The following is a 23,259-nucleotide window of genomic DNA, read 5'->3' on the forward strand; positions in this document are numbered from 1 at the left end:
CGTCTCCAGCGGTTGTCTTCAGTACGAGCGCATGCGAAGCATGCGTACCAGGTGGCATCCATCCTGCCGCAGGCCTTATGTCGGCGAAGCATCGAGGCTCGAACCGCCTCAGGTGTCTACGCTGGGTGGTGTTGTCGGGCAACCGCGCCGCCGGAAAGAACCGGTGGCCCTATCAGCCGAGGAATCCCGTGAGTGACACCCCATTCGGATTCGGCCTTCCGCCGGAGGAGCCGGACGACGGCGACGAGGGCAAGAAGAAGGACCAGCAGAGCGGTGGTGGTCAGGACCCGGCCAACCCGTTCGGTCTCGGCATGTCCGGAGCCGGTGGCTTCGGCGCACCCGGCGCGGACAATCCGTTCGCCGCGATGTTCGGTTCCCTGAACCCCAACGACCTGGGCGCCGCGTTCCAGCAGCTCGGCCAGATGCTCTCCTACGAGGGCGGCCCGGTGAACTGGGACATGGCCAAGCAGATCGCCCGCCAGACGGTGTCCCAGGGCACCGCCGACGGCACGAAGGACGCGAGCGTCGGCCCCGCCGAGCGCAAGGCCGTCGACGAGGCCGTCCGGCTGGCCGACCTGTGGCTGGACGATGCCACCTCGCTGCCGTCCGGTGCGGCTTCTTCGGTGGCCTGGAGCCGCGCGGAGTGGGTCGAGGCGACGCTTCCGGCGTGGCGGGAGCTCGTGGACCCGGTCGCCGAGCGTGTCGGCACCGCCATGGGCGATGTGCTGCCGGAGGAGATGCAGGCCATGGCGGGCCCGCTGATCGGCATGATGCGTTCGATGGGCGGAGCCATGTTCGGTACGCAGATCGGCCAGGCGGTCGGCGTGCTGGCCGGTGAGGTCGTCGGCTCCACCGACATCGGTCTGCCGCTCGGCCCGGTCGGCAAGGCCGCGCTGCTGCCGGTGAACATCGCGGCGTTCGGCAAGGACCTGGGCGTCCCGCAGGAGGAGGTGCGGCTGTATCTCGCCCTGCGGGAGGCCGCCCACCAGCGCCTGTTCGCGCATGTGCCGTGGCTGCGCTCCCACCTGTACGGCGCGGTCGACGGCTACGCGCGCGGGATCGAGGTCGACACCGCCAAGCTGGAGGACGTGGTCGGCCAGTTCGACCCGCAGAACCCGGAGCAGCTCCAGGAAGCTCTTCAGCAGGGCATGTTCCAGCCGGAGGACACCCCGCAGCAGAAGACGGCGCTGGCCCGTCTCGAGACGGCACTGGCCCTCGTCGAGGGCTGGGTGGACGCAGTGGTGCACGCGGCGGCGAAGCCCCGCCTGTCGTCGGCGGACGCGCTGCGCGAGACGCTGCGCCGCCGCCGTGCCTCGGGCGGCCCCGCGGAGCAGACGTTCGCCACGCTGATCGGTCTGGAGCTGCGCCCGCGCCGGCTGCGCGACGCCTCGCGCCTGTGGGCCTCACTCACGGACGCGCACGGCGTCGACGGGAGGGACGCCCTGTGGGCCCACCCCGACATGCTGCCGACGGCCACCGACCTGGACGACCCGGACGGCTTCGTGCACCGCGAGCAGACCGACTTCTCCGAGCTGGACAAGATGCTCGGCGAGGCGGCGGGCAAGCACGACCTCGGCAAGCGGAGCAACAACGAAGACACCAAGGACACCAAGGACACCACCGGGGACGCCGACGGGGGCAGCAACGACGGCGGCGAGGACGGGGGCGGCCGGGGCGGCGACCGCAAGGGTGACGGCGCCGAGTGAGTCTGTACGACGACGCGGTTCTCGCACTCAAGAAGCACGAGGACCAGCCGGAGCTGCGCCAGGCCTACCTGGATCACCTCGCCGCGCATCCGGACGGCATGTGGAAGACCTGCCATGCGGGCCATCTCACCGCCAGCGCCCTGGTGGTCGACCCCGGACTCGGCCGGGTGCTGCTGACTCTGCACCGGAAACTGCGGATGTGGCTGCAGATGGGCGGTCACTGCGAGCCGGGCGACCCGTCACTGACCGCGGCGGCTTTGCGGGAGGCCACCGAGGAGTCGGGGATCGCGGGGCTGACCCTCCTTGCGGGCGGGCCGGTGCGCCTGGACCGGCATGCGATCCCGTCTCCCTGCCACTGGCACTTCGACGTCCAGTATGCGGCCGTGGCCCCTCCCGACGCCGCGCACACCATCAGTGACGAGTCGCTCGACCTGCGCTGGTTCCCGTACGCGGAGGTGGCGGAGGTGGCGGATGCCTCGGTCGTGCGTCTGCTGGAGGCGACCCGGCCGCGCCTGGGCGTCTGACCTGCGGGTGACGGCAGGCACACGGGCAGAACGGCAGACCTGCACCTGATTGTTCTCCGCATACGGGTGAGGGGCGACCGCCTGGCGACCGCCCCTCACCGCCCTGTCCCCGAAAGCCGGTCAGCTCCAGACGTTGCCCTGGTTCTGCCCGCGGGCACCCTGCTGTCCCATGCCGTACTGCGCGGCGATGCCGGAGCCGATCCGGGCGTTCTGCGGCGGCAGCAGCTCGCTGGGCTGGACGAGGGCGAAGCCGCTGCCCATGAAGCTGAGCTCCCAGCCCTCGCCGGTGCTGCCACGGCGCCGCCACACCCCGGAGGAGTGCGTCTGGGCCTGCAGCTGCACGCGCAGCCCCGTGGACCATGCGACGATCGCGTCGGCGTCGCAGTTGACGTACTTGTCCGGCGTCACCCGCATCAGCAGCGGCATGCCGGAGGTCATCAGGGCGACCTTGCCCTGACCGGTGATGTTGAGCTGGTACTTCCCGGATCCGGAGATGCCGTACAGGCTGTCGACGGCGATGACCTCCTGATGCAGCGAGGAGTCCATCGCGAGCACGTAGCTGCTGTCGACGGTCAGCCCTTCATGGTCCACATCCATGACATGGATGTGCTGGGCGAGGTTGGCGAGGTAGACCGTGCCCTGCCCGTGGCAGCGCATCAGGTCCAGCCCCTCGCCCGTGTACGAACGGCTGTGCGTCTGGCTACGGCTCTGGTACTCGGCGTCGAACTCGACGAGTCCCTGGTAGGCGATCATGCTGCCCTTGCGGGCGAGGATGTCGTCGTGGCCGCCCAGGGCGACCCGGAGCATCTGCTTGTTCTGCAGGCTCCAGCGTTCTTGGGTCTGCCGGTCGTTGAAGGCGAAAAGCGGGCTCTGCATGGTGTAGTTGCTCCCCCTCAGCCCCGGACCCGGAGACGGTCGGTGCTGTCCTCACTGGGCTGGACGACGACGATGCCCTGACCGGAGAACGCCATCTGGTAGGCCTCGCCGCTGCCGCGGCCGATCAGTGACTGTGCCCGGAAGCTGCGCTTGCCCTTCACCTTGAGGTTCGGGGACCAGGCGACCAGGGCGTCCGGGTCGACGTACGTCTCGTCGTCACCTCCGCCGCAGTCGACGACGATCGGCTTGCCCCGGGAGGTCAGCGCGACCCAGCCCTGCCCGGAGATCTTGGTGTTCCACAGGCCCTGCCCGGCGAACTTCGCCAGCCCCTTCACCCGCTCCACGCCCCACGTCAGGCCGGCGTCGAAGGCGAGGAGGTTGGTGGCGTTGACGGAGATGCCGTCGCCGTCGAGGTTGATCACGACGACGTTCGCGCCGTAGTCGGCGAGGTAGAGCAGGCCGTCGCCGGAGCACTTCATCAACGGGGCGCCCTCCCCGGTGGCCCAGTCCCGGGCGATCTGGCGCACGGCCGGCGGGTTGGGCTCGTACTGGATGAAACCTTCGTAGGCGATCATCGACCCGACGCGCGCGAGAAGGTCGTTCCCGGTCTGCATGGCGACCTTGAGCATGTGGTCGCCGTGGTTCTCCATGCGCGCGGTGACCGGTGCGGGGGCGAAGCCCGCGAGTGGCTGGTTCATGACGGGCTCCCTCAGATCTCGTACGGCTGGACGAGGACGAAGTTGCCGGGCGCGCCCCGGAACTGGAGGTTGACGCTCTCCCCGGTGTCGCCGGGGTAGGAGTTGCGGCGCATCCGCACCTGGCTGGAGACGACAACCTGGGAGGCGGCCGACCAGGCGACCACGGCGTTGGCGTCGGCGAAGGTGGTGGGCGTGACCGGCAGGACCACGGGCACACCGTGCGTCTTGACGACAATGGTGCCGGTCCCCTGGAACTGCATCGTGAACAGCGCCCCGCCGGGGATGCCGTGCCCCTCGATGCGGCGGACCTCGTACTGGAGGCTCTCGTCGAAGGCGAGGACGTTCTCGGCGGAGACGCAGACGGCGTCGCCCTGGAGCTCGATCGGGTGCAGCATCGTGGCGTCCTCGGCGAAGAACACCTGGCCCTGGCCCGTGCAGCGCATCAGCTGCATCTCCTGGCCGGTCGCGTTGCCGACGATCCGGCCGCTGAACCCGGCGCCCTTGTAGCTGAAGTCGACCTTGCCCTGGTAAAGCACCATGCTGCCCTGACGGGCCAGCACGGGCTGCCCGCCCGTGCCGAGATCGGCACGGACCAGCTTCGGGTTCTGGGCGGTCCAGCGCTGCCCGGTGGGCGTCTCCTTGAACATCTGGAGCGCGCCGAGCACACCCGGACTCTGCGGCGCTCCCTGCGGTGCCCCGTAGGGGGCCGCCTGCTGACCCGGCACCTGACCCGGCGGCATCTGTCCGGGCGGCATCTGTCCGGGCGGCTGCTGCCGGCCGTAGCCCGGCGGGGGTGTCGGCCGACCGTAGCCCGGCGGCGGAGCGGGGGCCTGCGGTGTGTGTGGCTGCGCGCCGTAGCCCGGGGGCGGCGGGGCGCTCGGGGCGGGCGGCTGCTGGCCGGGCTGGCCGAAGGCGGGCGCCGGGGACGGTGGCGGCACGGGAGAACCGCCGGGCGGAGTGTGCAAGGGCGCGACGATCGTCTGCGCGGCGTGCACCGGCGGCGGGGCGGCGGGGGGAGGGGCGAACCCCTGCGCGGCAGGCTGAGGCGCGGGAACAGGGGCCGGGGCGGGTGCGGGAGGCGGCGCGGGTGCGGGGTTGCCGGGAACCCCGAACGCGGGCGGGGCGAAGCCGGGGACCGCGCCACCGGCCTGGGGCTGCGGCTGTTGCGGGGCGGCGGGCTCCTCCTCGGCGACCTCGCCGCCGAAGTTCTTCAGCAGCGCGTCGAGACCGCCGTCGAAGCCCTGGCCGACGGCGGCGAACCGCCACACGTCCTTGACGTAGAAGTCACCCAGCATCACCGCGCGCTCGGTGGAGAACTCCGAGCCGTTGAAGGGGTAGCGGGCCACTTCCTCGCCGCCCGCGACGATGCGGATGTATCCGGGACCGATCTGGGACATCTGTCCGGCGCCGTCGAGCGTCGCCGTGAAGGACAGCTTCCTGATCTGCTGCGGGATCGCGTCCAGCGTCACTCGGAAGGACTCCGTGTCGCCCGCCTGGGGGCCCAGCAGCTGAAGGGACTCCTCGGGGGACTTCGGCTGGTTGAAGAAAACGAAGTACCGGTCGTCCGAGAGCCGTTCCTCGGCGTCGAGACCGAAGCAGCTGATGTCGAAGGCGAGCCCGGGGCCGGAGATCTGTACGCCTACGTACAGATCCGTGCCCGCGGTGAGGTCACTGATCCTGGCCTTGTGGCCGCGTTGGAATTCCCTGGCCATGCGTACGACCGTCCCCCATCCCGAATGCGAGTGCGTCGCGCCAGGCTAACCGCAGACTCGGACATCCGATGAAGTTCGGTACAGACCCGGTACACAACGCGCGGCTGCCCCTGCGGGGTTCTCGCCTCGGGCGACATTCACTCGTCGCGGGTCCCCGGCGGGTGGGGCGACCGCTCGGCAGCGACCACTCCTTCAAGGTAGCCCCGGGCCCGCTCCGTCTTCGGATACGCCTCCAGCAGGCGCCAGAAGTCGGGCCCGTGCCCGGGCACGAGCAGGTGGGCCAGTTCGTGGCAGAGGACATAGTCGACGACGTACTCGGGCATGCCCTGCAGCCGGTGCGACAGGCGGATGCTGCCCTCGGACGGCGTGCACGAACCCCAGCGCGTGTTCTGGTTGGTCACCCAGCGCACGGAGCGGGGCAGGGACCGCCCGTCGAAGTACTGGGCCGACAGCCGCTCGGCGCGCTCGGCCAGCTCGGTGTCCCCGAGCGCCCTCCGTCTCTCCTGGGCCGCCAGCTTGTCGAGCATGACGTTCACCCAGCGCTGCTCCTCCGCCTCGGACATCCGGGCGGGGATGAGCACCACCGTGCGATCACCCTCGCGGTACGCGGAGACCGTTCTGCGCCGGCGGGTACTCCTGCGGACCTCGATCGCGCTCGCCCGTGAGCCGCTCGTCGGCTGGCTCGTCGTGCTGCGCTGTGGATCTGCGGCGCTGTGCAGTGGGTCGGCGGGCACGCCCCGACGTTACCCGCTGCACACGGGGAAGTCCCGGCTTCGGGATGCTTCGGTACCCGATCCCCCGCCATGCGACGGATTTATACGATCAATCAACTTCCCTGTGGACAACTTTTCGCAAGACACTTCAGATCCGGGCATGCTGGCACTCACCGACCGGCCCACGAACGGACGGCGGTATGACGGCGGCCGTTCGGGGACGCACGAAGACATACATGGACACACAAGGGCACACGGGGGACCTGACATGCATCCGATGATGAAGCCGGCACTCCGGCGCGGCTGGCGCGACCTGAACACCGTGCAGTTCGGGATGACATCCGCGCACGCGTTGACCCTGGGGCCGGTGGACACGGCGACAGGCAGCTTCCTCGGCCTGCTCAACGGCACCCGCGGCCTCGGTCGTCTGCGCAAGGAGGGCCGGCGGATGGATCTGCCCGACGGCCATGTCGACCGGCTCGTGGCCCGGCTGTCCCGGGCCGGACTCCTCGACGACTCCCGGGGCGGCGGCCCTGCCGCCGACGCACTGCGCGAGAAGCGGGAGGTCCTCGACCGGCTGCGCCCCGATCTGGCCTCGCTGACCCTGACCACCTCCGCGCCGGGCGACGCGCTCGGACGGCTCGCGGCGCGGAGCGGAGCGCGGGTGCAGGTGAGGGGCGCGGGCCGGGTGGGCTCGACGCTGGCCGCACTGCTGTCAGGGGCCGGCGTGGGCGAGGTCGACGTGCGCGACATCGGCCGGGTCGAGCCCTGGGACGTCGCACCGGGCGGGCTGCCCCCGGAAGCCGTCGGCGACCGCAGGGACGAGGCGGCCCGCCGCGCCGTGCGCCGGGCCGCGCCGGACCGGCCGCCGCGCCGGACCACTCAGTCCCCGCCCGATGAGGGCACCCACGGGTTCTCCCTGGTGATCGTCGCTCCACGGGACGACGTCGCCGTGCACGCTCCGGACCCGGCGGGGGCCGAAACCCTGATGGTCTCGGGAACACCCCATCTCTACGCAGGCGTGGTGGAGGGGACCGGTGTCGTCGGCCCGTTCGTCCTGCCTGGTGAGACAGGGTGCGCGGGCTGTCTCCAGGAGGACAGGACCGACCGGGATCCGACGTGGCCGCGTATGGTCGCCCAATGGCGTTCCGGGCAGCAGCGCCGGGTGGGAGCCTGTGATCTGCTACTGGCCGCGACCGTGGCCGGACTCGCCGGTGCCCATGCGCTCGCCTTCCTGGACGGCCATGTTCCGTCCAGTGCCGGTGCCCGGTGGGAGGTTTCCCTTCCGAGTCTGCGCTGGCATGCGCGGCCGGTCGGGGGTCACCCCGGCTGTCCGTGCGGAGCGGCGGATCAGGACTCGGCGAAAACGGAGTCGGAGCACACCTCCGAGTACGGCCGGACGCACGGGACAATGGTCATGCACGGGCCGTCGAAGAAGGTGTGCCGTCAGGCGGACGCGGAGCGGCCGGCAAGGACTTGGAGGGCTCATGTCTGATCTTCCCCGGAAGGCGGTCACCCGGACCGCCAAACTCGCCGCGCTCCCGCTCGGCTTCGCCGGGCGGGCGACCTGGGGGCTCGGCAAGCGGATCGTGGGCGAGTCCGCGGAGCTCGTCGGCCGCGAGTTGCAGCAGCGCACCGCGGAGCAGTTGTTCAAGGTGCTCGGCGAGCTCAAGGGCGGGGCGATGAAGTTCGGCCAGGCCCTGTCGGTCTTCGAGTCCGCCCTGCCCGAGGAGGTCGCCGGCCCCTACCGCGCGGCGCTGACGAAACTCCAGGAGGCGGCCCCGCCGATGCCGGCCCGGACCGTGCACGCGGTGCTGGAGGAGCGGCTCGGCGAGGACTGGCCCGACTTGTTCCTGGAGTTCGAGGACAAGCCGTCCGCCGCGGCCTCGATCGGTCAGGTGCACCGTGGGGTGTGGCACGACGGCCGTGAAGTGGCGGTCAAGGTGCAGTACCCGGGCGCCGGCGAGGCCTTGCTCTCCGACCTGAACCAGTTGAGCCGGTTCGCCCGGCTGCTGGGACCGCTGGTCCCCGGTATGGATGTCAAGCCACTGATCGCGGAGCTGAAGGACCGGGTCGCGGAGGAGCTGGACTACGGTCTGGAGGCCCAGGCCCAGCGGACCCACGCCGAGGAGTTCGCTGACGACCCCGATGTCCTCGTACCGGCGGTGGTCCACCAGTGCGAGCAGGTGCTGGTCACCGAGTGGATGGACGGCGTCCCGCTGTCGGAGATCATCTCGGACGGCACGGAGGAACAGCGCGACCGGGCCGGCCAGCTCCTCGCCCGTTTCCTGTTCTCCGGGCCCGCCCGCACCGGACTGCTGCACGCCGACCCGCATCCGGGCAACTTCCGCCTGCTGCCCGGCGGCCCGGACGGTGAGGGCCACTGGCGTCTGGGTGTGCTGGACTTCGGCACGGTCGACCGTCTGCCGGGCGGGCTGCCCACTCCCATCGGCGCGGCTCTGCGGATGACGCTGGACGGCGAGGCGGAGGCCGTCCACGAGATGCTGCGCGCGGAGGGGTTCATCAGGGAGACCATCGAGCTGGATCCCGACGCGGTCCTCGAGTACCTCCTGCCGATCATCGAACCGGCGCAGGTGGAGGAGTTCACGTTCACCCGGGGCTGGATGCGCGGTCAGGCAGCCCGCATCGGCGACCCCCGCTCCCCCGCGTACCAGCTGGCCAAGCAGCTCAACCTTCCCCCGGCGTATCTGCTGATCCACCGGGTGACCCTGAGCACGATCGGCGTGCTGTGCCAGCTGGGCGGGACGGTACGGCTGCGCGACGAACTGCGGGAGTGGCTGCCGGGGTTCGCCCCGGAGGAGTCGCAGGAGACGGATGAAACGCAAGCAGCGGAAGTGGAAGACGCGGATCCGGAGGCGGCGGGACCGGAGAGAACAGGGGGAGCGGAGGAAGCCGGGAAGCCGGTGCCGAGGCAGACGGTGGACGAGGTCCTGATGAAGGAGCCCTCGTAGGAGAGGCCTGCCGGCCGGGGAACCGCGAAGCAGAAGTCCTCGAAGCGGAAGTCCACAAAGGGGAGGCCTCCAGCGAGAAAGGCCACGGAGGGGAAGGCCACGGCGGCCAAGCCTTCGGACGGGGCCTCCGAGGACGGGGTGGAGGAGGCGCCGGCAGCGCAGGCGTGAGAGACGCGGACCGCGCCTGCCGTCACCGACACCGGAATGGCTCGTCGCCCGGCGACGACAACGCCGCAGCGGACGGACCGCACCATGTGCTCGGCGCAACGCACCGCGAGGGCCTGGCCGTTCGGCACGGACCGGCCCCCGCGGGAAGAGCCACGACGGGCTGGATCACCTTGATCCGTTGGATCGGATCATTGGATCGGTCGGATCGGTTACTGCATGACGGCCATGGCGAGCGCGCGGCGGGCGCGCCGGGAGGCGCGCTCGGCACGGCGCTGCATCCGGCGAGCGGTCACCAGGTGGGCGACCCGGCGTTCCCGCTCGGCCTCTCGCAGTCGCTCGTGCATATGCGCACGGGCCAGGGCTTCTGGGATGAGTTGCATTTCTCGGGTCCTGTTCTGGCGCGAGTCGTTCGCGCCACGGGTGGTGAAGTCTTCGGTCGCGGAGCCTGCGGGCTCGTCTGCGGTCGGCATCATCGGGGCCTGCTTCTGGGGGTCGTGCGTGAGGGGGCGGTCGATTGTTCCTGAGGTGTTCATGCCATGACCGGGTTCTTCCGCGGACGGCCACGCGGCCGCTTCCGGGCGACCACGGCACCCTGGACGAAAAGTTCTCCACCCCAGACACCCCACGGCTCACGCCGCTCCTTGGCGCCGGCGAGGCAGGCCTCCATCAGCGGGCAGGTGCGGCAGAGAGACTTGGCGTACTCGACGTCTGCCGGCGACTCGGCGAAGAAGACCTCCGGGTCGTAGGAACGGCAGGGGACGGGGACGCCGAGGTTCTCGATGGCGTCGTCGAGCGCGGTGAGCGTGGTGAGCGGAGTCAAGGTCGGGTCCTCCGTGGAGCCGGTCTTGGGGATCGTGTGGGAAGGCGGTACGGACGGGGCGTGCGCTTCGAGTTGCACGGTTCGTCTTCCTCGTCTGGTCGTTTCCGGCCGGTGGGCCGGGTGGCAGCTGGTACCGGGCTCTTGCTCTTGTCCCGAGGCGCTTCGGTCCGTCGTCCCCGTTCGGGGACAAACAGAAGGGCCGCGGATCCCGGATGGGGTTCCGCGGCCCTGAAGGCGCCGGCCTGAGCGAATCAGGCTGGATCACTCCAGGGTTCTGGCCCACGGAAGGCCCACATCAGGTGGTGCTGCGTCGTCTGCTTCCGGAATCCGGCACCGGTCGCCGCAAAGGCATAGGCCTTCGCCTGTGCCTCTACCGCTTCCAGTGCCTTGACCGGTCGCTCATCGCGCTCACGGAGGGCAAGGCCCGCGGGAGCGACGGAGGACGCCGGACGTGCGGCAGGGATGCCGGACAGACCGGTGCCCTGATTCGAGGCGCCGAGAATGCACAGGGAGACGGCCGAGCGACCGGTCATTTTGACGACGGAGCTGGTGTTGATGCTGATCACAGGACTCGCCTCCTCTCGGCGCATCGGGGGACCGGGGACAGCCGGTCCAACGGATATGCAAGTACAACACGGAATCAGGGCCTTCGAGAAGGCCGCTGTTCTCGTGTCTAAGAACCTATGGGGATTCCCGGGGCCTGCGCAAACTATTTTCTCGACGAGTCGAAATCAGTCCTGTTCCTTGCCCTCCGCTCCGTCCCGGCCCGCGCAGATGGCCAGTACGTCGGCCCCGTAGCGGTCCAGCTTGCGCCTGCCCACACCGGGGATGCGGGCGAGCTCCGGCGCGTCCTCGGGGACGGTCTCGGCGATGGCCATCAACGTCTTGTCGGTGAAGACGCAGAACGCGGGCTGCCCGCTGCGTCGCGCCTGCTCACCACGCCACTCGTGCAGCCGCTCGTAAACGCCCTCGTCCATGTCGGAGGGGCAGTCCTCGCAGCGCATCAGCTTCATCTCGCCCGCGTCCGTCAACGTGCGCCCGCAGACCCGGCAGCGGGCGGGGTTGCGCTGCCTGCGTCCCGGACTCGGGGCCGCGGAGGCGGTCACCGGCCCGGACACACCGCGCTCCACACCGCCGGCGCCTCCCGCTCCGCTCCGGCCGACCGCGGCGGGCGAGCCGGAACGCAGCCCGTGAAGAAAACGGCTGGGCCGGCGGTTCGCCCGGCCGCCGGGCGAGCGGGCGAGCGACCAGGACACATGGAGACGCTCCCGTGCCCGGGTGACACCCACATAGAGGAGACGGCGCTCCTCCTCGATCTGCTCGTCGGTCTTTGCGTAGGTGATCGGCATCATGCCCTCGGCGACACCGACCAGGAAGACGACGTCCCACTCGAGTCCCTTGGCCGAGTGCAGCGACGCGAGCGTGACGCCCTGCACGGTCGGGGCGTGCTGGGCACCGGCCCGCTCGTCGAGCTCGGCGACGAGATCGGTGAGGGTGGCGCCGGGGCTCGCGGCGGTGAAGTCCTGGGCGAGGTTCACCAGAGCGGCCAAGGACTCCCAGCGCTCCCGCACCGCCCCCGAGCCCGCCGGCGGCTGCGCCGTCCACCCTTCGCCCGACAGCACGGCGCGCACCTGGGAGGGCAGGTCGACCACGTCGTCGAGAAGGCTGTCGTTGCCTCCGAAGCGGGCCGCCGCGCGCAGGGCGCTGCTCGCCTTGCGCACCTCCGGACGGTCGAAGAAGCGCTCGGCGCCCCGCAGCTGGTAAGGAACTCCGGCGTCCGCGAGGGCCTGCTCGTAGGTCTCGGACTGGGAGTTCGTGCGGAACAGCACGGCGATCTCACTGGCCCGGGCACCGGCGCCGATCAGTTCGCCGATCCGGCGCGCGGCACCCTCGGCCTCCGCGGGTTCGTCGGTGTACTCGGTGAAGACGGGGTCGGGTCCTGGACCGCGCTGGGAGACGAGTTCCAGCCGATGGTCGGCGGCACGGCCGCGTGCCTGGGCGAGCAGGCCGTTGGCGAGGCGGACCACCTGGGGAGTCGAGCGGTAGTCGCGGACCAGTTTCACGACGGTGGCACCGGGATGCCGGGTGCGGAAGTCGAGCAGGTGGTCGGGGGTTGCGCCCGTGAACGAGTAGATCGTCTGGCTGGCGTCGCCGACCACGCACAGGTTCTCCCGGCCGCCGAGCCAGAGCTCCAGCAGCCGCTGCTGGAGCGGACTGACGTCCTGGTACTCGTCGACGACGAAGTGCTGGTACTGGGCGCGGACCTGTTCCGCGATGTCCTGACGGTCCTGGAGCACGGCCACGGTGAGCAGCAGCACGTCCTCGAAGTCGATGACCCCCCGCTCCCGCTTGAGGTCCTCGTAGGCGGCGTAGAGCTGGGCGATCTCGGCGGGGTCACGGGTCACCTCCCGCGCGGCCCTGGCGGCGGCGGACGGGTACTCGGCGGGGACGGTCTGGGTGACCTTGGACCACTCGATCTCGGCGGTGACGTCCCGCAGCTCGCCCCGGTCGAGCCGGATGCGGCAGGCGGCGGCCGCGTCGGCGACGAGCTGGACCTTGCGGTCGACCAGCCGGGGCAGGGAGCCACCGACCGCTTTCGGCCAGAAGTACTGGAGCTGGCGGAGCGCCGCCGAGTGGAAGGTGCGGGCCTGGACCCCTGCGGCGCCGAGGTGGCGCAGCCGGCCGCGCATCTCCCCGGCGGCGCGGTGGGTGAAGGTGACGGCGAGCACGCTGGAGGGCTGGAGGATTCCGGCGCGCACCCCGTAGGCGATCCGGTGGGTGATCGCCCTGGTCTTGCCGGTACCGGCGCCCGCCAGCACACACACCGGGCCGTGCAGGGCGGTGGCGACCTCACGCTGCTCGGGGTCGAGCCCTTCGAGCACCGCGTCGGCCGAGTCCGGTACCCGCGGGAAGAGAGGGGAGTGCGTTGCTGCTGTCACACAGCCATGCTGCCAGGTCCCCGGAGACGGCTGAGCCGGTTGTCCACAGGCACGCCCTCGCAGTCGTACTGATGCGGCAGGCATCACGTCACACGGGTGAGTGGGCCGCGGCCCCTGGGAATGCCGGCGCTTTCAAGTACGTTCCTGCCCCAGCGAGGACTTCCCGAGTCGCCGAAGGAGCGCGAGAGATATGCCGGGCACTGTGACGATGTACAGCACCACGTGGTGCGGTTACTGCCGCCGTCTGAAGGGCCAGATGGACCGCGAGGGCATCGCCTACACCGAGATCAACATCGAGCAGGACCCGGCCTCCGCGGCCTTCGTGGAGGAGGCGAACGGCGGGAATCAGACCGTTCCCACTGTGCTCTTCGCAGACGGCTCGACGCTCACCAACCCGTCGTTGGCGCAGGTGAAGCAGAAGGTCGGTGTCTGAGCGAGTGGTTCACCCCAAGCGGGGTGGGGGTCCCTGGCCGAGGAACGCCCACCCCGTTTCCGTGTGTCAGAAAGCGGTGCGGGTCGGGAGGGGCTTGCCGTACCAGCGCTCGATCAGGCGGGCCGCGATCGAGATGCCGTAGGGCGGGAGCATCTCGCCGGATTCGAAGGCTGCGCCCAGTTCGTCCCGGGAGAACCAGCGGGCTTCGTGGATCTCCTCGCCGTCGACGTCGATGTCGGTGGAGGTGGCGCGGGCGACGAAGCCCAGCATGAGGCTGGAGGGGAACGGCCAGGGCTGGCTGGCGATGTACTCGACCTCGCCGACGCCGATGCCGACCTCCTCGTGGACCTCGCGGCGCACCGACTGCTCGATGGACTCCCCCGGCTCGACGAAGCCGGCGAGCGTCGAGAAGCGGCCCTCGGGCCAGTGGACCTGGCGGCCGAGCAGGATGCGGTCCTGGTCGTCGACGACGGACATGATCACCGCGGGGTCGGTGCGCGGGTAGTGCTCGGCGCCGCAGGCCGGGCAGCGGCGGATGTGGCCGGCCGCGGCGATGACGGTGCGCTCGCCGCAGCGGGAGCAGAAGCGGTGCAGACGCTGCCAGTTCTCCAGGGCGACCGCGTGCACCATCAGGCCCGCGTCGCGGGGTGACAGGAGCAGGCCCGCCTCGCGCAGGCCGGCCGGACGGGCGGAGTCGTCCATGCGGCCGGGCAGGGCGTCCTTCTGCAGGGCGAAGTAGCTGACGCCGTCCTCGTCGATGCCCAGGAAGTAGCGGTGTGCTTCGGTGAGCGGCGCCTCGAAGGAGGGTGTCATGACGAGTTCGGTACGGCCGTCGGCCGTCTCGTCGATGAGGACCTGGCCGCCGGAGACCACGAAGCAGCGCGTCGAGGGGTGACTCCAGGCCGCCGCGAGCCATGCTTCGTCGAGCCGGTGGTGGGCGGCGCGGTGGATGCCGCTCGAGGCGGTGAGCGAGACGGGGCGGTCGGCGGTGTGGTCGGTCCAGGTGGTCACGGGTGCTTCCAACTCCCCCGGTGAAACGGATGGGATCGGCGGTCGGGTCGGCGGGTGGTACGGCGGGAGGCGACCGGGCCCGGCGGCACGCGCGGCGGGGTGCTTCCAGTGTGCCCCGCGCGGGCGGCCGGGGTCGGACGGCCTGAGGGCGTTCAGGGCACGCGCCGCCAGTGCTCGGCGAGGTCGTCCCAGAGGTGTGCGGCGGCTTCGGCACCCTTGCGGAGCAGGTTCAGTTCGATCTTCTCGTCGGGGGCGTGCCATCCGTCGGACGGGACGGAGATACCGAGGAAGAGCACGGGCGCGCCGAGCACGTCCTGGAGGTCGGCGGCCGGTCCGGAACCCCCCTCGCGCGTGAAGCGGACGGGTGTGCCGAAGGCGCGGCCCATGGCGCGGACCACGGATTTGAGGACCGGGTGGTCCAGCGGGGTCAGGCACGGGCGGGTGGCGGGGCTGAAGGCGATCTCGCAGCGGATGCCGTCGGGGATCTGCCCGGCCGCCCAGTCGCGGACGGCTTTCTCGACGTGGCCGGGCTCCTGGCCCGCGACCAGCCGGAAGGACAGTTTGACCATGGCGGAGGACGGGATGACCGTCTTGCTGCCGGGGCCCTGGTAGCCCCCGCCGATACCGTTGACCTCCGCGGTGGGGCGGGCCCAGACGCGCTCCAGGGTGCTGTATCCGACCTCGCCGCCGGTGGCGTGGGAGGAGGCGGCGCGCAGCCACTCCCGCTCGTCGAAGGGCAGCTCGGCGAAGAGTTCGCGTTCGCGGTCGGTGAGCTCGACGACACCGTCGTAGAAGCCGGGGACCGCCACGCGCGCGTTCTCGTCGTGCAGCGCGGCGACCAGGCGGGCGACGACGGTGGCCGGGTTGGGCACCGCACCGCCGAAGGAGCCGGAGTGGATGTCCTGGTCCGGGCCGTGCAGCCGGATCTCGCATTCGGCGAGGCCGCGCATGCCGGTGCACACGGTAGGGGTGTCCTCGGACCACATCCCGGTGTCCGAGACGATCACCACATCGGCGGCGAGCCGGTCCGCGTGCCGCTCGACGAGGGCCCGGAAGTGGGGTGAGCCGGATTCCTCCTCGCCCTCGATCAGCAGTTTCAGGTGCACTGCGGGGGCGGTACGGCCGGTCGTGGCGAGGTGGGCCCGGACGCCGAGGGTGTGGAAGAACACCTGGCCCTTGTCGTCGGCCGCCCCGCGTGCGTACAGCCGGTTGTCCCGGACGACGGGTTCGAAGGGTTCGCTGTGCCAGCCGTCCTCGCGGGCGGCGGGCTGCACGTCGTGGTGGCCGTAGACCAGGACGGTGGGCGCCCCGGGGTCGGCGGAGGGCCATTCGGCGTAGACGGCGGGGGCGCCCGGGGTCGGCCAGACCTCGGCGGACGGGAAGCCGGTCGCGGTGAGTGCGGCGGCGAGCCAGTCGGCGCTGCGGCGCACGTCGGGTGCGTGATCGGGGCGGGCCGACACCGAGGGGATACGCAGCCACTCGGTGAGGTCGTCGAGGAAGGCGGCGCTGTGCTGTTCGATGTACGTACGGACGGCGCTGACGGCACTGTCAACGGGCTGGCTCATGGTCTCGAGCCTATCGGCCCGCGGGGGTGTCCTCGGAGTGCGGTATCTCACCGGGCGCATCACCCGGTCCGTCACCCGATGTGTCTTTGGAGGGTTCCTCCAGGAGCAGCTGTTCGATGGCCGCTCGGTCCGGCAGCACATCGTGGCGTACGGTCTCGCCGGTGCGTACGTGCAGGAAGGCGGCGGTGACCGACTCCAGGGGGACTCCCTGCTGCTCGGCCCACGCGAGCCGGTAGACGGCGAGCTGGAGCGGGTCGGCGGTGCGGCCGCGGCCGGTCTTCCAGTCGATGATCTCGTACGTTGTCCCGGCACCGGTACCGGTACCACCCGCGTCGCTGTCGTCCTGCCGGTAGACGGCGTCGATGCGGCCGCGGACGACCCGGCCTGCGATCTCCAGCTGGAAAGGGGCCTCCACCCGGTAGGGCGTGCGGTGGGCGTACTCGGTGCGCTCGAAGGCGTCCTTGAGGGCGGCGAGGTCGTGCTCGTCGGAGATCTCGGCCTCGCTGCCGGGGAGGTCGTCCGGTTCGAGCAGGGGCAGCGTCAGTTCCTCGAACCGGGCCTCGACCCAGGCGTGGAAGCGGGTGCCGCGGCGGGCGGCGGGCTGCGGTGGGCGGGGCATGGGGCGGGCCAGTTCCCGCGCGAAGCCGTCCGGGTCCGCGGCCAGCCGCAGCAGCTGGGAGGCGGTGAGCGACGCGGGCAGCAAAACCTCGGTGCCGCTGTCGCGGGCGCGCAGCAGCTCGCCGGCGAGGGCGTCGAGGTCGCGGTCCCAGGAGGCGACGGTCCGGGCCTCCTCCGGGGTGAGGCGGGGCGCGGCGGGTTCCGGAGCCGTCGCCTGGTGCGGGACGGTGGGACGGCGGCCGGCGGGACGGTCGGCCGGAAGACTGTCGATGGACGGGCCGGCGGGCAGGCTGTCGGCGGGGAGGCCGTCGTCCGGGGGGCGGTCGGCGGTCCAGGAGGCCCAGTCGTCCTCGTCGGCTACGTCGGCCACGTCGGCCACGTCGTCGGCGAAGGGGGCGACGTCGTCGGGCGGGAGGTCTTCGTCGTCCGGGGGCGGGGGCCAGTCCGGGTCGTCGTACGTGTCCTGGGCGTGTACGGCCGCAGGGCGGTCGTCGGGGTGGCCGGCGAGGCTCTCGAGGTGGGCCAGGACGGTGTCGGCGGCGGCGCGGCGTCGGGCGAGGGCGTCGTCGTCCAGCGGAAGGGGCCACGCCTGGTCCTGGCCGGCCCGCCGCAGGGCGGGGTTCTCGTCGTCCTCGGCGGGCTCGTTCGCCCAGGCCTCGGTCTCGCCGTACCCGGCGGCGCAGTGGTCGTGGAGAGCCTGGAGGAACGCGGAAGGCCCGCGCGGTTTCTTCTGCGAGGGCCCCCACCAGTGGCCGGAGCCGAGCAGCAGCGAGCGGGGGCGGGTGAAGGTGACGTAGCCGAGGCGGAGTTCCTCGGTGTGCTGGTGGTCCTTCATCGCCTCGTGGAAGACCTTCAGGCCCCGGGAGTCCCAGGATTCGATGTCGGGCAGGGTGTCGGCGTCGCCGCGCAGTCCGTGCGGCAGCACCTTGCCCTGTGCGGTCCACTTCTCGCGGCCCTGGCCGCTGGGGAAGGTGCCGGTGACCAGTCCGGGGACGGCCACGACGTCCCACTCCAGACCCTTGGACTTGTGCGCGGTGAGCACCTTGACGGTGTTCTCGCCGCCGGGCAGCGCGTTGTCGAGGCCCTTCTCGTACTGGGCGGCGGTGCGCAGGAAGCCGAGGAAGGCGAGCAGGGTCGCCTCGCCGTCCCCGGCGGCGAAAGAGGCGGCGATGTCGAGAAAGTTGGACAGGGTCTCGCGGCGGCGGGCGGCCAGGGCGTGCGGGGACGCCGACAGTTCGATCTCGAGGCCGGTGACGGCGAGGACGCGGTGCAGGACGTCCATCAGCGGGTCGGCCAGGGAGCGGCGCAGGTCGCGCAGTTCGGTGGCCAGCCGGGCGAACCGTACGCGCGCGTCCGGCGAGAAGGGCAGCCCGTCGTCGTCCCCGTGGCCGTCGAGCGGGGTTTCCAGGAACGTGTCGAGGGCGTCGGCGAGCGAGATCACCTCGGACGGGTCGGTCCCCTCGACGGCCTCGGCGAGACGGCGGTCGGGGTCGCCCTCGCCGTCCATACGCGCGTGGGAGACGAGCAGGCGCGCACGGCGGCCGAGGAGGGCGAGGTCGCGCGGGCCGATGCGCCAGCGCGGGCCGGTCAGCAGACGGACGAGCGAGGCGTTGGCACCGGGATCCTGGAGGACCTCGCAGACGGCGACCAGGTCGGCGATCTCGGGCAGGTACAGCAGCCCGGACAGGCCGACGACCTCGACGGGGACCTCCCGGGCGACGAGGACGCTCTGGATCTCGGCGAAATCGGTCGCCGTACGGCACAGGACGGCGATCTCGCCGGGCGCCGTGCCGGTGCGTACGAGGTGGGCGATGGAGTCGGCGATCCAGTCGAGTTCCTCGGCGTGGGTGAGCAGCAGGGCGCAGCGCACGGTGCCGTTCCGCTCGGCTCCCGGGGCCGGGCGGAGGGCCTCCACTCCCGCGTGCATGGCCCGCAGGGGCTCGGCGAGACCGTTGGCGAGGTCCAGCAGGCGACCGCCGCTGCGGCGGTTCTCGCTGAGCGACTGGCGGGTGGCGGGGCCGCCGTCGGCCCGTGCGAAGTGCTCGGGGAAGTCGTCCAGGTTGGCGACGGAGGCGCCGCGCCAGCCGTAGATCGCCTGGCAGGGGTCGCCCACGGCGGTCACCGGGTGGCCGGTCCCGCCGCCGAACAGGCCGGAGAGCAGAACGCGCTGGGCGACCGAGGTGTCCTGGTACTCGTCGAGCAGGACCACACGGAACTCGTCGCGCAGGACGCGGCCCACCTCGGGGATCCGGCCGAGCCGCGCCGAGAGAGCGATCTGGTCACCGAAGTCGAGCAGGTCGCGCTCGCGTTTGGCTGCCCGGTAGCGCAGGACGAGGTCGGCGAGTTCGCGCCGCGCGGCGGCCGCTTCGGGCACTTTGCGCAGGTCGGCGTTGGTGAGCTTGGTGTTCTCCAGGGTGCGCAGCAACTCGGTGTCGTGGCCGCGCAAGTCCTCGGGTCGCACGAGGTGCTCGGAGAGTTCGCCGTCGAGGGTGAGGAGGTCGCCGACCAGGTCGGGGAAGGAACGGGTGAGGGCGGGGTACGGGCCGGGGGCCTCGCGCAGCACCCGCGCGGCGAGCTGGTAGCGGGTGGCGTCGGCGAGGAGCCGGGAGGTCGGTTCGAGGCCGATGCGCAGCCCGTGGTCGGTCAGGAGGCGGCCCGCGAAGGCATGGTAGGTGGAGATCACCGGTTCGCCCGGCGGGTTGTCGGGGTCGATGGTGTCCGGATCGGTGACGCCTGCCTTGATCAGCGCCTTGCGGACGCGTTCGGCGAGTTCACCGGCGGCCTTGTTGGTGAAGGTCAGGCCGAGCACCTGTTCGGGGGCGACCCGGCCGGTGCCGACCAGCCACACCACGCGTGCCGCCATCACCGTCGTCTTGCCGGAACCGGCTCCGGCCACGATCACCTGAGGAGCGGGCGGCGCGACGATGCAGGCCGTCTGCTCGGGGGTGAAGGGGATCCCGAGGAGCTCCTTGAGCTGCTCGGGATCGCTGATGGGCGCATGCACATGCAGAGGCTAGCGGCGATCACCGACAAAAGGCCCCACCGCCCCTCAACAGCCAAAGAATCGCAGGTCGGCGCGGGTGGTGCGATGCGTCACGCCGGTGCGCCCCGCCGGTCTGCGGAGCCTGCCGGACCGCTCACTCGATCACGTGCCGCCCCTCGGGGCGGGCGCTGCACGAGGCGCGGAAGGCGCAGTGGGTGCAGTGTTGGCCCGCGCTCGGGGTGAAGCGTTCGTCGAGGACCTTCCCGGCGGCCGTGGCGAGCAGGTCACCGACCCACTCCCCCTGCTCTCCCTGCTCTCCCTGTCCCTCCAGCGACTCCTGGGCCTGCACCTTGGGCAGGGTCTCTCCGCCGTCCCGCTTGGCCGCGGGCTGGCGCAGTTGGACCAGTTCGGCGCCGCCCGCCTCGGGGCGGGAGCCGTCGAAGACCTCGTCGACAGCTCCCTCCTGCACGGCGAGCTGGTAGACGGCGAGCTGGGGGTGACGGGCCACCTCGGCGGAGCTGGGGGCGTGCTTGCCGGTCTTGAAGTCGACGACGTAGGCACGGCCTTCGCCGTCCGCTTCGACGCGGTCCATCTGGCCGCGGATACGGACCTCGTAGTCGCCTGCTCCGAGGCGGACGTCGAAGTCGTGCTCGCTGGCCACCGGGGTGCGGCCGGCGCGGTCCATGACGTGCCACTTCAGAAACCGTTCGAGTGCCACGCGCGCGTTCTGCTTCTCCTGCCGGGACTTCCACGGCGCGTCGAAGGCAAGCGCGTTCCACACGGAGTCGAGCCGCTCCATGAGGACGGCGAGGTCGGCCGGGGTGCGCCCGGAGGCCACCTCGTCGGCGAGGACGTGCACCACGTTGCCGAAGCCCTGGGCGGCGGTCGCGGGGGCGTCGGCCTTCACCTCCCGGCCGAGGAACCACTGCAGGGCGCAGGTGTTGGCGAGCTGGTCGAGGGCGCTGCCGGAGAGCACGACGGGCTGGTCGCGGCTGCGCAGCGGCACCCTGCTCCGGGTGGGCTCGTACATGCCCCACCAGCGGTAGGGGTGTGCGGACGGCACCAGGGGGCGGCCGTCCTCGTCGGCGAGGGCGGCGAGCCGGGCGAGCCGGCGGGCGGCGGCCTCCCTGAGGGTGCCGGAGACACGCGGGTCGACGGTGGTGGCGCGCAGCTCCGCGACGAGCGCGGCGACGGACAGCGGGCGGCGTGGGCGTCCGGTGACGTCCTTGGGCTCGACGCCGAGTTCGGTCAGGAAGCGGGAGGGCTGGTCCCCGTCGTCGGCGGGGGCCTTCACGGCCGTCACGACGAGCCGTTCACGCGCGCGGGTGGCGGCGACGTAGAACAGGCGGCGTTCCTCGGCGAGGAGCGCGCCGGGGGTGAGCGGTTCGGCGAGCCCGTCGCGGCCGATGCGGTCGGCCTCCAGCAGGGAGCCGCGGCGGCGCAGGTCGGGCCACAGGCCTTCCTGGACACCGGCCACGACGACGAGCCGCCACTCCAGGCCCTTCGCGCGGTGCGCGGTCATCAGGCGCACGGCGTCGGGGCGTACGGCGCGGCGGGTGAGGGCGTCGGCGGCGATGTCCTCGGCGTCGATCTCCTCCAGGAAGTTCAGGGCGCCGCGGCCCCCGGTGCGTTCCTCCGCGCGGGCGGCGGTCGCGAACAGGGCGCACACCGCGTCGAGGTCCCGGTCGGCGTTGCGTCCGGCCGCGCCGCCGCGGCGGGCGGAGCGTTCCAGGCGCGTCGGCCACGGGGTGCCGTCCCACAGGTCCCACAACGCCTCCTCGGCGGTACCGCCGTTCGCCAGACGCTCGCGTGCCGTGCGCAGCAGCGTGCCGAGCCGCTGGGCTCCGCGCGCGTACGTGGGGTCGTGCACGACCAGCCGTTCGGGTTCGGCCAGCGCCCGCGCGAGGAGGTCGTCCGAGGGCGGCGGCAGCGCGTTGCCCGCGGCCCGCTCCTCCTCGCGCAGGGCCCGGCCGAGGCGCCGCAGATCGGCGGTGTCCATGCCGGCGAGAGGAGAGGCGAGCAGGGTGAGCGCGGTCTCGGTGTCGAGCCAGCAGCGTTGCCCCTGCGCCTGCCCCTTCTCCTGCCCTGAAGCATCGGGCTCCTCCTCCGGCCCGCCGGCCGCCTCCGCCGTCGCCACCGCTCGCAGGGCCGTGAGCAACGGGGTCACCGCCGGTTCGTGGCGCAGGGGAAGGTCGTTGCCGTCGACGTCCACCGGGACGCCCGCCGAGGTGAGGGCGCGGCGGACGACGGGGAGGGTGCGGGAGCCTGCCCGCACCAGGACGGCCATGTCCCGCCAGGCGACGCCGTCCTCCAGGTGGGCCCTGCGCAGGATGTCGGCGATGTTGTCCAGCTCCGTGCCGGAGGTCGGGTACGTGTGGACCTCAGCCCGGCCGCCGTCCCCTACCGGGGTGGGCTCCCGGTGGGCGCGGACCTTCTCGGCGGGCAGGCGGGGCAGCGGCATGCGCTGGGTGACCAGGCGGGTGGCCGCCAGCAGGGCAGCGCCGGAGCGGCGCGCGACACGCAGCACCTCGACCGGGGCCGGGCGGCCGTCCGCGCGGGGGAACGCGTCGGGGAAGTCCAGGATGCCGTTCACGTCCGCGCCCCGGAAGGCGTAGATCGACTGGTCCGGGTCGCCGAGGGCGACCAGGGTACGGCCGCCGCCGGCCAGCGCCTGCAGCAGCCGTACCTGCGCCGGGTCGGTGTCCTGGTACTCGTCCACGTACACGGCGTCGTACCGCGCGGCGAGCTGCCGGGCGGTCTCGGGGCGGCGGGCGAGGAGCACCGCACGGTGGACCAGTTCGGCGTAGTCGAGGACGCCCTGCAGGTCGAGGACGTCGAGATACTCGGCGAGGAAGGCGGACGCGGCACGCCAGTCGGGGCGACCGATACGGCGGGCGAAGGCGTCCAGGGCGTCGGGGCCGAGGCCCAGTTCGCGGCTGCGGGCGAGCACCGCGCGGACCTCGTCGGCGAAGCCGCGGGTGGTCAGGCAGGCGCGCAGTTCGTCCGGCCAGCGCACGTGTGTCAGGCCGAGGCGCTCCAGGTCGACCTGGCCGGCGAGCAGCTCACGGACGGTGACGTCCTGTTCGGGGCCCGACAGCAGTCGCAGGGGCTCGACGAAGAGGTCGCTGTCCTGGTGGGCACGGATCAGGGCATAGCACAGCGAGTGGAACGTGGTCGCCTGCGGAGCGTGCGCGGCTCCTGTGCGCAGGGCCATGCGGTCGCGCAGCTCGACCGCCGCCCCGCGGCTGAACGTCAGCACGAGGATGCGCTCGGGGTCACCTCCCCGGGCGATGCGCGCGGCCACCGACTCGACCAGTGTGGTCGTTTTTCCGGTGCCCGGACCTGCGAGGACGAGCATCGGCCCGGTCCCGTGGTCAACCACGGAGCGCTGTGCGGCGTCCAACCGAGGGGGGGATGTGCGGGCCGGCGGGGTACGGACCAGTCGATGAGCGCCACGCTTCCCCCGTCGTACCTGGGGGTGCGACAGGCCGTTGGTGGAGAAAGAGGAGCTCACGTGGTTC

At 71.9% G+C, this 23,259-nt stretch carries 17 protein-coding genes; 5 read left to right on the forward strand and 12 right to left on the reverse strand.

Annotation, left to right across the window (positions count from 1 at the left end):
* The first annotated feature begins 188 nt into the window (after nucleotides 1-188).
* The gene (locus HUV60_RS10620; protein WP_257847670.1) at nucleotides 189-1,706 is read left to right on the forward strand and encodes a zinc-dependent metalloprotease; all 1,518 of its coding nucleotides are present in this window, start codon (nucleotides 189-191) and stop codon (nucleotides 1,704-1,706) included.
* Nucleotides 1,703-2,230, forward strand: a complete 528-nt coding sequence (locus HUV60_RS10625; RefSeq protein WP_257847669.1) for an NUDIX hydrolase — start codon at nucleotides 1,703-1,705, stop codon at nucleotides 2,228-2,230. Before HUV60_RS10620 ends, HUV60_RS10625 begins: the two co-directional genes overlap by 4 nt.
* A gap of 120 nt (nucleotides 2,231-2,350) precedes the next feature.
* Here HUV60_RS10625 and HUV60_RS10630 read toward each other — a convergent pair whose 3' ends face one another.
* The 4 genes from HUV60_RS10630 to HUV60_RS10645 all read right to left on the reverse strand — a co-directional run bounded on the left by HUV60_RS10630 (nucleotide 2,351) and on the right by HUV60_RS10645 (nucleotide 6,250).
* The gene (locus tag HUV60_RS10630) at nucleotides 2,351-3,106 is read right to left on the reverse strand and encodes an AIM24 family protein (protein WP_257847668.1); all 756 of its coding nucleotides are present in this window, start codon (nucleotides 3,104-3,106) and stop codon (nucleotides 2,351-2,353) included.
* A 17-nt stretch (nucleotides 3,107-3,123) separates the two neighbouring features.
* Nucleotides 3,124-3,804, reverse strand: a complete 681-nt coding sequence (locus HUV60_RS10635) for an AIM24 family protein (RefSeq protein ID WP_257847667.1) — start codon at nucleotides 3,802-3,804, stop codon at nucleotides 3,124-3,126.
* A gap of 11 nt (nucleotides 3,805-3,815) precedes the next feature.
* Nucleotides 3,816-5,516, reverse strand: a complete 1,701-nt coding sequence (locus HUV60_RS10640) for a TerD family protein (protein ID WP_257847666.1) — start codon at nucleotides 5,514-5,516, stop codon at nucleotides 3,816-3,818.
* Between the two features lie 137 nt (nucleotides 5,517-5,653).
* Nucleotides 5,654-6,250, reverse strand: a complete 597-nt coding sequence (locus HUV60_RS10645; protein WP_257847665.1) for a M48 metallopeptidase family protein — start codon at nucleotides 6,248-6,250, stop codon at nucleotides 5,654-5,656.
* A 247-nt stretch (nucleotides 6,251-6,497) separates the two neighbouring features.
* On the opposite strand from HUV60_RS10645, the gene HUV60_RS10650 reads away from it, so the two are divergent.
* Nucleotides 6,498-7,724 (forward strand): TOMM precursor leader peptide-binding protein, encoded by a 1,227-nt coding sequence (locus tag HUV60_RS10650; RefSeq protein ID WP_257847664.1) that lies wholly within the window; start codon nucleotides 6,498-6,500, stop codon nucleotides 7,722-7,724.
* On the forward strand, nucleotides 7,717-9,201 hold the full coding sequence (locus tag HUV60_RS10655) for an ABC1 kinase family protein (protein ID WP_257847663.1): 1,485 nt from the start codon (nucleotides 7,717-7,719) through the stop codon (nucleotides 9,199-9,201). Before HUV60_RS10650 ends, HUV60_RS10655 begins: the two co-directional genes overlap by 8 nt.
* 377 nt (nucleotides 9,202-9,578) lie before the next feature.
* On the opposite strand, the gene HUV60_RS10660 is transcribed toward HUV60_RS10655, so the two are convergent.
* From HUV60_RS10660 to HUV60_RS10675, 4 genes are all read right to left on the reverse strand, one after another.
* On the reverse strand, nucleotides 9,579-9,902 hold the full coding sequence (locus tag HUV60_RS10660; RefSeq protein ID WP_257847662.1) for a hypothetical protein: 324 nt from the start codon (nucleotides 9,900-9,902) through the stop codon (nucleotides 9,579-9,581).
* Nucleotides 9,899-10,267, reverse strand: a complete 369-nt coding sequence (locus HUV60_RS10665; protein ID WP_257847661.1) for a WhiB family transcriptional regulator — start codon at nucleotides 10,265-10,267, stop codon at nucleotides 9,899-9,901. The genes HUV60_RS10660 and HUV60_RS10665 overlap by 4 nt, the downstream gene beginning before the upstream one ends.
* Nucleotides 10,268-10,440: 173 nt before the next feature.
* Nucleotides 10,441-10,755 carry a hypothetical protein gene (locus tag HUV60_RS10670; protein WP_257847660.1) on the reverse strand — a complete coding sequence of 105 codons (315 nt, stop codon included), beginning with the start codon at nucleotides 10,753-10,755 and terminating at the stop codon, nucleotides 10,441-10,443.
* Between the two features lie 165 nt (nucleotides 10,756-10,920).
* Nucleotides 10,921-13,212 (reverse strand): ATP-dependent DNA helicase UvrD2, encoded by a 2,292-nt coding sequence (locus HUV60_RS10675; protein WP_257847659.1) that lies wholly within the window; start codon nucleotides 13,210-13,212, stop codon nucleotides 10,921-10,923.
* A 106-nt stretch (nucleotides 13,213-13,318) separates the two neighbouring features.
* Between HUV60_RS10675 and HUV60_RS10680 the strand changes: the two genes are divergently transcribed.
* Entirely contained in the window at nucleotides 13,319-13,561 is a 243-nt protein-coding gene (locus HUV60_RS10680; protein ID WP_257847658.1) for a mycoredoxin, read from the forward strand.
* A gap of 66 nt (nucleotides 13,562-13,627) precedes the next feature.
* Here the strand turns inward: HUV60_RS10680 and nudC are convergent, their stop codons facing one another.
* From nudC to HUV60_RS10700, 4 genes are all read right to left on the reverse strand, one after another.
* A complete protein-coding gene (gene nudC / locus HUV60_RS10685) occupies nucleotides 13,628-14,572 on the reverse strand; it encodes an NAD(+) diphosphatase (protein WP_257847657.1) in 945 nt (314 codons plus the stop codon).
* A gap of 152 nt (nucleotides 14,573-14,724) precedes the next feature.
* Nucleotides 14,725-16,137 carry a dipeptidase gene (locus HUV60_RS10690; RefSeq protein ID WP_257847656.1) on the reverse strand — a complete coding sequence of 471 codons (1,413 nt, stop codon included), beginning with the start codon at nucleotides 16,135-16,137 and terminating at the stop codon, nucleotides 14,725-14,727.
* A gap of 10 nt (nucleotides 16,138-16,147) precedes the next feature.
* Entirely contained in the window at nucleotides 16,148-19,759 is a 3,612-nt protein-coding gene (locus HUV60_RS10695; RefSeq protein ID WP_257847655.1) for an ATP-dependent DNA helicase, read from the reverse strand.
* A gap of 133 nt (nucleotides 19,760-19,892) precedes the next feature.
* The gene (locus HUV60_RS10700) at nucleotides 19,893-23,252 is read right to left on the reverse strand and encodes an ATP-dependent helicase (protein ID WP_257847654.1); all 3,360 of its coding nucleotides are present in this window, start codon (nucleotides 23,250-23,252) and stop codon (nucleotides 19,893-19,895) included.
* Nucleotides 23,253-23,259 lie beyond the last annotated feature (7 nt).

Source organism: Streptomyces sp. KMM 9044, assembly GCF_024701375.2.
Classification (GTDB): domain Bacteria; phylum Actinomycetota; class Actinomycetes; order Streptomycetales; family Streptomycetaceae; genus Streptomyces.

Coding starts and splice junctions, on each gene's coding strand:
- HUV60_RS10630 (WP_257847668.1), bottom strand. CDS start 3,106: ATGCAGAGCCCGCTTTTCGCCTTCAACGACCGGCAGACCCAAGAACGC.
- HUV60_RS10635 (WP_257847667.1), bottom strand. CDS start 3,804: ATGAACCAGCCACTCGCGGGCTTCGCCCCCGCACCGGTCACCGCGCGC.
- HUV60_RS10640 (WP_257847666.1), bottom strand. CDS start 5,516: ATGGCCAGGGAATTCCAACGCGGCCACAAGGCCAGGATCAGTGACCTC.
- HUV60_RS10650 (WP_257847664.1), top strand. CDS start 6,498: ATGCATCCGATGATGAAGCCGGCACTCCGGCGCGGCTGGCGCGACCTG.
- HUV60_RS10655 (WP_257847663.1), top strand. CDS start 7,717: ATGTCTGATCTTCCCCGGAAGGCGGTCACCCGGACCGCCAAACTCGCC.
- HUV60_RS10660 (WP_257847662.1), bottom strand. CDS start 9,902: ATGAACACCTCAGGAACAATCGACCGCCCCCTCACGCACGACCCCCAG.
- HUV60_RS10675 (WP_257847659.1), bottom strand. CDS start 13,212: ATGCCTGCCGCATCAGTACGACTGCGAGGGCGTGCCTGTGGACAACCG.
- HUV60_RS10680 (WP_257847658.1), top strand. CDS start 13,319: ATGCCGGGCACTGTGACGATGTACAGCACCACGTGGTGCGGTTACTGC.
- HUV60_RS10690 (WP_257847656.1), bottom strand. CDS start 16,137: ATGAGCCAGCCCGTTGACAGTGCCGTCAGCGCCGTCCGTACGTACATC.